Annotated in this window: 6 protein-coding genes; 1 reads left to right on the top strand and 5 read right to left on the bottom strand. The window is 28.4% G+C overall.

From position 1 onward, the window contains the following. Window positions 1–347 (bottom strand): IS200/IS605 family transposase (gene tnpA / locus HMPREF9629_RS10565; RefSeq protein ID WP_009526375.1); only part of this gene is annotated, 347 nt, incomplete at its 3' end. Window positions 348–954: 607 nt separating this feature from the next. Between tnpA and HMPREF9629_RS10560 the strand changes: the two genes are divergently transcribed. Next, window positions 955–4,005: an AAA family ATPase gene (locus tag HMPREF9629_RS10560; protein WP_009526374.1), complete on the top strand. Its 3,051-nt coding sequence runs from the start codon at window positions 955–957 to the stop codon at window positions 4,003–4,005. A gap of 228 nt (window positions 4,006–4,233) precedes the next feature. Here the strand turns inward: HMPREF9629_RS10560 and HMPREF9629_RS10555 are convergent, their stop codons facing one another. The 4 genes from HMPREF9629_RS10555 to hemW all read right to left on the bottom strand — a co-directional run bounded on the left by HMPREF9629_RS10555 (window position 4,234) and on the right by hemW (window position 11,188). Beyond that, window positions 4,234–5,847, bottom strand: coding sequence for a hypothetical protein (locus HMPREF9629_RS10555; protein ID WP_009526373.1), 1,614 nt, complete (start codon window positions 5,845–5,847; stop codon window positions 4,234–4,236). Between the two features lie 794 nt (window positions 5,848–6,641). After that, the gene (locus HMPREF9629_RS10550) at window positions 6,642–8,705 is read right to left on the bottom strand and encodes an S-layer homology domain-containing protein (protein ID WP_009526372.1); all 2,064 of its coding nucleotides are present in this window, start codon (window positions 8,703–8,705) and stop codon (window positions 6,642–6,644) included. 542 nt (window positions 8,706–9,247) lie between these two features. Further along, window positions 9,248–9,949, bottom strand: coding sequence for a DUF134 domain-containing protein (locus HMPREF9629_RS10545; protein ID WP_009526371.1), 702 nt, complete (start codon window positions 9,947–9,949; stop codon window positions 9,248–9,250). A gap of 108 nt (window positions 9,950–10,057) precedes the next feature. After that, entirely contained in the window at window positions 10,058–11,188 is a 1,131-nt protein-coding gene (gene hemW / locus HMPREF9629_RS10540; RefSeq protein WP_009526370.1) for a radical SAM family heme chaperone HemW, read from the bottom strand. Window positions 11,189–11,445: the final 257 nt, after the last annotated feature.

Below are 11,445 nucleotides of genomic sequence, written 5' to 3'. Positions count from 1 at the left end.
CCTACTGTATCTACATAATATCCTCTGCACCAAAAATGTCTGTTTCCATATTTATATTTTAAATTCGCATGTCTATCAAATATCATAAGACTGCTCTTTCCTTTTAAATATCCTACAAATTGTGATACACTTAAACTTGGCGGTATACTCACTAACATGTGTATATGGTCCACACATGCCTGCGCTTGTATTATCTCTACTCCTTTTTGTTCACACAGCTTCCTTAATATTTTTCCTATGTCTAGTTTTATTTTTCCATAGACTTCTTTTCTTCTAAATTTGGGAGCAAATACTATATGATACTGGCATCTCCACTTGGAATGTGATAAACTATTTATGTCTTTCATAACAAAAACCTCCTTTTGATTTTATTTTGGTTTTGGCGGACCAATTCTATTATATCAAATGGAGGTTTTCTTTTATCTAAAGATTTTTATTCCCCCAGTAAAACTGGGGGTTTATTTTGCTTAAGCTACAAAAATAAAAGTCACTTTATCAAGTGGCTTTATTTTTTTATTCATAATTTATACTAATTTTATATGTTATTTAATAAAAACAGATACCTCTATTATCTAATTATACTATTTTCTAATAAAATTATGGATAACTTATATAATTATATAACATTAATATAAACACTTTATTTTAAAAATTAATTATTATGTTTTTCCATTGTTCTATGAGATTTTAGTATTAAATATATTTCTATACTAAAAAAATTAATATATTTTTATGGATAATAACCATATTTATTTTTCAAATAAACATTGATATTCTACAAATAAAAAACACACTATTTTTAAATGATATTAAGTATTATATTGTGAAAAAAGACAATTTATATTATAATTAGCAATAATATAATTCAAAATAATCAACAAATTATAATTAACAGCATTATTTGTATGAAAAATAGATATCAAAAATTTCAGTAATTATGCAAAAGGGGGAAAAATGAGTAAAATATACGCAAAAATGTTCGGAACTCCAATAATAACAAAAGATGACAAAGAAGTTCTATTCCCTTACAGCAAAGTCAAAGCATTGCTATACTATCTGATCATAAACAAAAGGGCCAGCCGTGATGAGTTATCAGGGCTGTTATGGTGCGAAGACAGAGAAGAAATAGCTAAAAAAAATTTAAGAAATGCAATATATAAAATCAAAAAATCTTTTGATGAAGACGTATTGATATCACCAAATAAATCACTGGTTATGATAAATCCTAATTTGGATATAAGCTCCAATGTAGAACCGTTTATTAATGGAGATGATTCTCTTATAGACGAATATATAGGTGATTTTATACAAGGTTTTTATGTAAAAAATGCAGAGCCTTTTGAACAATGGCTCACACAAATAAGGGAAAATTATAGAGAGATATTTGTCAGAAAGCTCTATGAACTAATAGATAAAAGTATAAAAAATCAAGAAAACTCAAAAATAGAACTGTATTGCAAAAAACTTATCAGCGTCAATGAATTTGACGAAAAAGCCTATGCAATACTTATAAATCATTACAAAGATATAAAAGACTATAAAAGTGCCATAGACACATATAACAAACTTTCAAAAATTCTATCCGTAGAACTCGGAATAACACCTGATGAACAAACAACGATACTATTTAATCAAGTTTTGGATTTAATCAACGATTCCAATTACAATAAAAAATCTCAAAGCGAAAAATTTTTCTACGGTAGGATTAGTGAGTTAAGATTATTAGAACAAAACTTTGACAAATTTATAAAAAATGATGATGCAAAATCTATAATACTTTCAGGTGAAGCAGGTATAGGAAAATCAAGATTAAAAGACGAATTTTTAAGCAAAATAAACTCTGAAAAATCATATGTATTTGAAACAAACTGCTACCCGGCAGAAAAAGAATATTTTTTTAAACCTTGGAACCCTATAATTTCAAAAATGTCAGAAATTCTAATAAAAGATAATATAAATATACCTCATATATGGGAAAATATAATCTCATGTATATTTCCTGAGTTTAATAAAAACAAGAATACACCTTATCAACATCTTCCTGAAAACTTTGAAACCATAAAGTATGATATGATTGGCGATATACTGAGCGACATACTGGAAAGAATAACAAAGCACAAAAAAGTTATGTTAATATTTGAAGACATACAGTATGCCGACAGCATGAGCATATCCATACTGAGCAGTATAATACTGCATCAAAAAAAATCAGACATAATATTTATTGCAACATATAGGAATGAATATGATAAAAATGTGGATAAGCTTATAACATCAATGAATTTACATGACAAGCTCATTTTAATGCCACTCGACAGATTTACAAGTGAAGAGTCCGAAAAATTTGTAAAACAAGCCTATCCTAATTATACACCTACAAAAGAATTATTAAAAAAAATATATCAGGAAACAGAGGGCAACACTTTTTTCTTGACTGAATATGTAAACATATTGAAATCAAATGGCGATATCAACATAATGTCCGTAAAAATGCAAGACATCATAAAAAGCAAATTCTTATATTTATCAGAAGAAAGCAAAAAAATATTAAATATTGCATCACTATTTTTTGATGAAGTTCCACTTAAACTGTTAAAAGATATAACAGGTCATGACGAACTTGAACTTATGGATATAATAGAAGAGTTGGAAAATAAATTTATACTCACAGAAACGCAAAACGAAGACTCTATAAGTTTCAAATTTACACATCAAAAACTTAGAGAGTTTATATATATGAAACAAAGTGACGGAAGAAAAAAATTACTCCATGCCAAAATAGGCTCAATTTTAGAACAATCAATAAAAAATGACAAGATAAATATAGATATTTATCACAAGCTCATATATCATTATACAAATGCTGATAATAAAAGCAAAGCCCTTATTTATAAAATAAAAATACTCAACTACTATCTTAATTTTTCACACGAGCTGTTCCCTATACTCAACCAAGCCGATATGGACGCATACAGATATGAAAACTTCAGCAAGCAACAGACACTTTCACACTTTAAAGATATAGAAAACACATTAAAACAAGTTAGAAAAAAAGGAGGTAACAGCGAAGAAATAATAAAATTGGAAATAGCATTTCTCCATATGAAAGGCAGATATCTTATAAGAGACGGAGATTACGAGCAAGGCATAAAACTTATTCAAGATATGATTACACAGTCATTGGATGTAGAAGACAGAGATTATACCATTGAAGGCTACAAACAGATGATATTTTATTGCATACAGACTAATCAGCCCGATATTATGTTAAAATATATCGAACTTGCGCTCAATTTAGCAGTAGAATGCAATTACCACAAAGAAACAGGCATAATATTGCGCCTAAAAGGTTTATATAAAATAATGTGTCAAGAATACGAAGAAGCCGAAAAATTATTGAATGAATCTATAAACACATTCAAAATAACAAAACAAGTAGCTAATAAATATGCACTTAATATAGCTGCAGCGTATAATTATATAGGTGAAATAAGACGATTTAATATGGAATTTGATGAGGCTGTATATTATTACGAACAAGCCATAAAAATATGTGAAAGCAAGAGCGCTTTTATAAGCTTGGCAATTTTCAACATAAATGCAGGACAAGCAACATTTGATATGGGGGATTATCAAAAATCCACAGAATATTTTGAAAAAGCGCTTAATCTTTACAGCAAATTGGATTCTATATGGCGAAAATCAATTGCAGAAGCTTTTATGGCACTCATATTAAATAATGAAGAAAACTATTCAGAAGCTTTAAAATATTTAAAAAATGCAGATACACATTCACAAAAAATAAAAAATCCTCATGAAATAGGGGTAGTTTTTAGAGTAAAAGCACAAATCAGAGCCGATATGCAAAAAAACAAAAACCTCAATAAAGTATACAGCAAATATCTTGACAATGATCTTGAATACTACTGCGCAGAAAGCATAAAATATCTTACTACAGCCGGAGATAAATACGAAATAAATGTAATAAACAATATTATGAAATAAAAAAACATAACACTAAGTCATTTATACTAAATGTTAATAATATAAATTACTTAGTGTTAAATTAAATAAAGTGGCTGTTGCAAAATATAGTTCCTTTATTTTGCTTAAGCTACAAATATGCTCAAATTGTTTTACTTGCAAAACAATTTAAGCATTGCATTAAAAAATATCTATGTATAATTATAACACCATTATATTTGCTACAAGTATGTGGTTTTATACACTCTTTTATTGAATATTTTCTGATTTCTTATAATAGGTATGATATTTTGTAATCACCCAGTCATGTTCTTTCAGATTCAATTCGTTTCCACAAAACTCACATGTCTTGCCTTCTTCTATGAGAGATAAGTTGGCACCACATTTTATACATTTTAGAATAGACGGTCCACAAACTGCCTGTGTTTTACAGTCTTTGTTTTTTTCAAGTCTCATAGTCACAAATTCTTTTCTATTTTCAATCTTACCGTTTTTTAATTCTCTAAGCAATAAATTCGCACTTACACTTGCAATTTGCATATCATCTTTTACCTGATATGTATTTATATAAAAAGATAAGGTGTCCATATCAACGACATCCTTATAATTTTCCAACTGCCTTGAAAGATCACATTCAGAAAAAGCATTGACCATATTTTCCGTATCTGCAAAATGTACGGCATACAGTTTATTTTGGACTCCTCCGAAGAAACTTTGAATAGAAAATAAAGGATCATATTTTCTCACTTCATTTGCCCTTTTTATTTCTTTATCTATTTTTTCTTTCGGACGACATACCAACTTGTCATCTAAAAATTCAAAATTCAAGTTAAATAAAAATACGATCGGCACTATAAAAAACATTGAAAAAGTTACAATTCCAAATCCGGCAAAACCAAGTGCAAAGGCACTTAATAATCCTCCGACAAATCTCATAAATATATTCATATCTTTTACATATAAAAACGGTAGAAAAAATCCCATATTGATAAATGGTAGCATTCCCATCATATAAACCCACGGATATATTAATTTTTTTATAGCTTCACGTTTCCCTTCTATTACCTGAAAATCACGACCAAACCCAAAACTGCCTACCATACTATCCAAATCTTCTACAGTAAATTTTGTCCCGCAAAAATCACATCCGTCAATCAAATTGCTCCTTGATGATATACTACCACAGTTTGGACATACAACATCGTCCCCTCCGACATTTTTTGCAGACAAAAATGTATAGTGAGCAACTTCCTTATCATATACTCGTTTTATATCTTTACCGCTAAATTGATAAGTCCTTGTGCAATAAATCTCTTCATAGGCATCATCCACATTGTATCTACCATCAAAATATGTACTGGAACGAACAGGGCTTGAATTCTTGGAATAAGAACGTCTGCTTGATTTCAAATCTATTTGTACATTTAATTTTTCTAAGCGTCTTTTTTGAAGATAAATACTATGCCATAAAAGTTGCGTAGTATACTCTTGTATCTTACTGTTGTCCTTATTTATATCTTTACTGCCTATAAACTGACTGTACGCTGCTTTAAATGAGCTCATTCTCCTTGTTAGTTCATCATAGTCTTCTACAAGCGGGTAAGACGGAAAAATTAAACTAAGTGGAAATTTTATTTTAAGTCCGAGTCTATATTTTTCATTTGCCCAAGTTTTTAAAATCATCATTGTAGCTATACTTAGAACTATGTAGCCTATAAAAGCACCTACAGTAAGTTCATCCGATTTCTGAGCAAAAATAAAGCAGATTACAAATCCTATAATATAAACAATAAGCGGAACTATAAATTCTTTTTTGTTATAAGCTTTATCTTTCAATATAGCTTTATCATTTCCTTCTGCCATTCTATTTCTCCTTTTCATAAAAAGTTTCTACATCACATATCGTCTATGATGTCTTAATACTATATTTAAAATAGTATTAAAATATACATATGCGTTTGAATACATTTTATTAAGGTGAGCCCTAAAACAGAAGTATCCAAAAGCACTCCTAATCAAATACATTACATTTAACATTTTTATCATATGTCCATTTAATTAGGGATTAGTATAATACACAATATAATTATTATAAGATTTCATACAATAAATATATAAATTCAGTAACCTCTTAATTTTATAAAGCTTTTTTATTTTTAATATGTACATATAAACCCCATAAATTTCAAATTTATGGCACATTTATTATACCAAATATTACATTACTATGTATAGTTTTAATATTTGTTGCACCAACATTAATTCCATTTAAAACTAATTAAAAGCTCATTTTATAATCATATACTTAAAAATTTATGTTTTTTAAATAACAAAGTATATAAAATACAGAAATTTTATAAATAGAATTTTAGTATACAAAACACATTTTCCATTAATTATATAGATATTTGTAAAAGCTAATAATTAAAACTGATACTAAAATCTTATAGAATAATGAAAAATCATAATAATTAATTTTTCAAATAAATTATTTATATTAATGTTATATAATTATACAAATCATCCATAATTTTATTAGAAAATAATATAAAATTAGTTTTCTTTATACAAAAAACTGCTCTATCATAATTGATAGAACAGTTTTTTTGAAATTTTTTATTATTTTGCTATAATTTGGCAAAGCTATACTATTGATATTATTCTACGATATTTGAAAATATTTTTGCTAATTGTTCTCTTGTTAAATTATCATTTGCACTTATCTTGTTATCAGATCCGTTTACTATTCCTTTTTCTACTAAGGCTGATACATATCCCAGTGCCCAATTAGGTATAGATTCTATATCTTTATAATTTGCCAATACTTCTTTTGCTTTTGCATCTTCTAATGGTTCTATTCCTTTGAATCTGGCTATTACTACAAATAATTCAGCTCTTGTTATTTTACTTTGAGATCTGAAGTTGCCTTTTTCGTCTTGTGTGAATATTTTATTTTCCAACACTGTTTGTACTGCGTTTGCATACCATTTATCAGAGTCTACATCTTTTACTGCTTTTGCGCTTTGTAATTTTTTCCCTATTATATTTGCTATTACTTGTGCTACTTCTGCTCTTGTTACGCTTTTTCTCGGCATGAATTTTCCGCTTGTATCTCCGGACATTATTCCTTTTTGCATTACTTTTACTATTGCTTGTTTACTCCATGTTATTTCGTTTATATCGTTTAGATTATTTACTTTTGTTTCTGCCTCTTTTGTTGTCATTACATCTGATACTTTTATTTCTTTTGATATTTCTTGTTTTAATTTATTTGTTTGTGCTTTTTCTTGTGTTGCAGTTTCAGCTTGAGCTTCTACAGGTTTTTGTACAGGTTTTGGTGCTGATGATGAGCTTCCGCCACCTCCACCGCCACCTGATGTGCCTGAATTACTGTTGCTTTTAGCTTTATCGTTTGAGTTTGATTTTTTTTCAGGTTCTCGTTGTTTTTGTGATTCTTCAGATTTTTGAGGTTCTTGTGGTTTTTCAGATTTTTGTGGTTTCGGTTCTTCTATTGTAGCATCAGGCAAACCTTCTGTTATTACTTTTAAGCTTACACTTGTTGTTACATTTAATAGTGATTTTGCTGTTATTACTGTTTCGCCTTTTGCTTTTGCAGTAACTCTTCCTGTATTATCTACTGTTGCAACACTTTCTCTTGATGATGTCCATGTTAATTCATCACTATTTTCCTCAGGTGTTACTTTAAGCTCGATATCTGTTGTAATTGTTGTCATCAATATAGTACCTGTTGTTGCTTCAAGATTATTTATTTTCTCATAGTCTTTATATGTCGCCTTTACAGTTACGGCTTTATTCGGCATAGTAAAGCTTGCCTCTGTTCTTGAGTTACTATTTGTTATAACTACATCATCACTTACCCACTTATCAAATTTCTTTCCATCTTTTGTTTTCTCTGCCTTAAGTTCTACCTTCTCTTCAGGTTTTGCCTCTGTTTTATTCGATGTACCGTCTACTACATTTATCGCTAAACCGGGCTTATCAATTTTCAGACGTATATTACCTTCAAATTTAATATCTTTAAATTGCTTTGTATTTATTTGTTTATAAACTGTTTTATCATAGCTTAGTTCTATTTCAACAAGACCGTTTTCTACAAGTTTATTAAAATTTTTAATTTTTATTTTTGACGGTTCACTATTATCTATAACATCCGGTATATTATATCCATTTGCAGTTATAGTTGTATTTATAGCTACAGGTTTTCCATTAATTTTAATAGGATTGTCAATGGTATTTTTTGTAAAAACATCTTCTAAATTAACATCTTGTATTATAGTTTCAATCTTTTGACTTCCGCCATATTGCCTTATTTCGTTGGATATACCTCCTAAATCTATGAATTTATTTGTATCAATTATAATTTTACTTAATTTAGGCAAGTCTTTTATTAAATTTTTTAGAGCCGTTTCTTCTATATTATATGATTTGATACTCAAAGTCGTAAGATTTTTAAAATCTTTGAGTTTTCCTATATTTTTTATTTCTTTTTTATCAGGTGCTGATAAATAAAGCTCTGCTCTGTCTTTGTACTTATTGACAAACTCATCCGTTATATCTGCAATATCTTCTATTTCTGCAACTTGATTACTGTGCTCTGATTGAGTTACATCTCTATATGCGTATGAATTGGTAGGTACACTGCAAATAGGCAACACTAAAGCAAATGCAACTGCAAAAGCTAATACTTTTTTTCTTAACATAAAATTCCTCCAAGTTTTTGAATAAATATATAAAATGTCAAATTTTATTAAGCTAACACTATAAATATATACAAATAAGATTATTCAACATATCTCTTTTTTATCATTTACTTATATTTCAAACACCTATATATCAAGACAAAAAATCTATTTATTTTGCACATATTTATATTTATAAAATATATTTTGTAATTCACTAATTCATATTATACCAAGAAAAAACAAAAAATAACAAAAAAAATAATTTTTTTTAGGCATTTTTATTCATTTATAATTCGTAGTATATTCCCAAATAATTCTAAAACACATTGACATTAATTTATCATTAAAGTAAAACTCAAAATTGTACTATATGCCTATTTAATCATGTATTGACAAAAATATTTTTCATTGATATAAGGATATTCATAAAAGATAATAATTAAACTTAAAATCAATTTTCTCTATGTAAAAAAGCACCTCAAAAGAGATGCTTTTAAAAAATCCATGTTTAGATATTTTTCTACAAGATCAATTCAACATAATACGTTAGATAAATAGCATTAATGATGGCAACTATGCCCTTCACCATGGTCGTGATCGTGATGATGACACTCTATATCCGGATTATACTCAAGATTTCCTGATAGATAGTTCTTCACCATTTCATCAGCATTTCCTGTCACTCCAGGCAAAAGTTTTATGCCTACTTCTTTCAAGGCATTTCTTGCACCTGCTCCTATGCCTCCACAAATCAAAGTTTCAACCTCAGCAGCACGAAGAAAACCTGCAAGTGCACCATGACCGTTACCATTTGTATCAATTACTCGAGATGATTTAATTTCGCCGTTTTCCACATCATAAATCTTAAATTCTTCTGTCTTTCCAAAATGTTGACCTACCATTTCTTTTTCATAAGTAACTGCTATTCTCATAATATTTTCTCCTTTTTCTCTTATTTCAGCCGACGCTGGAATATAATCAATACAATAAGAGCCTCCTGTAATACGAATACGCTTTCCGTTAACTATAGCATCCGCCAACTTATAACGAGCCTTTTCATATATGCTTGTTATGGTTGCCCTTGAAACACCCATTGCAGACGCACATTCTTCCTGAGTCATTTTTTCATAATCAATCAGACGGATAGTTTCATATTCATCGAGTTTGAAAGCAATAACTTCAGAGTTTTTTGCGTCTTCAGGTGCAAAACTCCAATAGTTTGGATATCCACATATTCTTCTACATCGTTTTGGTCTCGGCATAAATACTCCTTTCCGTCATATGTCAATAACTTTATATAAGTATATCACCATTTCTGTCATATGTCAATTATGTTTAGAGTTTTTAATTTTATTTTTATTAAATTCGAACTAAATAAACTCTAAAAACACTGTATTACTGACTTCTATACCTTTTGTAGTCAACCTTAAATATTTATCATATTCTTGTATCAAATTTTCTTTATATAATTTTTCCAAACTGCCTGCATATTTTTCTTTAAAATTTATATCAAATTTTTTATCCAACTCACTTATATATATACCTTCGTTCATTCTGAGTTTTAAAAATATCCATTCTTCATACATATCTTTTTTTGTATGCTCTTGCACGTTATTTATCGGCAACTCTCCTTTTTCTATACGATTTATATATTCATCAGAGTAATTTTCAAACCTTTTTTCTCCAAACAAAGAATGTGCGTTTTGCCCAAAACCGAGATATTCTTCAACTTTCCAATATTTGATATTATGCTTGCACTCATAGCCTTTTTTTGCAAAATTCGAAAACTCATACTGATTATATCCATATTGTTGCAATTTATTTATGGTGCACTCATACAGTTTTAGTGTAAGTTCATCATCTACACTTATAATGCCTTTTTCATACATATCAAAAAAAGGTGTGTCCTCCTCAATTATAAGCATATAAGCAGAAATATGTTCAGGCATTAATGATATTATATTTCTCAAATTTTCTTCATATGTCTTAAAATCTTGATTGGGTATACCCATCATCAAATCTATACTTATATTTGTAAAGCCTTTGTTTCTAAGTTTTTTATACGTATTTAAAAATTCTTCATATGTGTGAGTTCTTCCTAATGCCTTCAATTCTCTCATATTTGTAGACTGGAGACCTATGCTTACTCTATTTATCTTAGATTCTCTTATAATCTCTATTTTTTCATCCGTCACAGAATTAGGATTCATCTCTATAGTATATTCCAAATTATCACTGAAATTAAAGCTTTTATCTATTTTTTGCAGTACGTTTTGCAATAAATCTTCATCTAATGAGGTCGGAGTTCCTCCTCCTATAAACACTGTATCTATTTTATAATCATTTAAGCTGTATTTTGTAATTGCCATATCTATTTCTTTCATAAGAGCATTTGCATATCTCTTTTTATGCAAATAATCGGAAATACCGGAATCAAAATCACAGTACAAGCACTTTGAATTACAAAACGGTATATGAAAATAAAGTCCTAAGTTTTTCATAAAATCTCCACTGATAAATTTTCTTCAATATAAATATATAAACACTATTTAAATTATTTATTTTATATAAGTCACGATTTATACTTTATATGCCAAAATTTGTTTAAATCATTGATTTTATACAAATGTTATGAGTTATATTCCGTATATTTTTTACCATATAGTAAGTATATCAATTTTTATTAAATATACAATTCTATTAGATTTTAGTACAAATTAGAATATGCCCAAAATATGAGAGGCTGAGTCGGAGACAC

Origin of the sequence: Peptoanaerobacter stomatis (assembly GCF_000238115.1) — a bacterium.
Taxonomy (GTDB): Bacteria; Bacillota; Clostridia; order Peptostreptococcales; family Filifactoraceae; genus Peptoanaerobacter; species Peptoanaerobacter stomatis.
The sequence above is the reverse complement of the archived record's forward strand: the minus strand, read 5'-3'. Positions and strand labels throughout refer to the sequence as shown.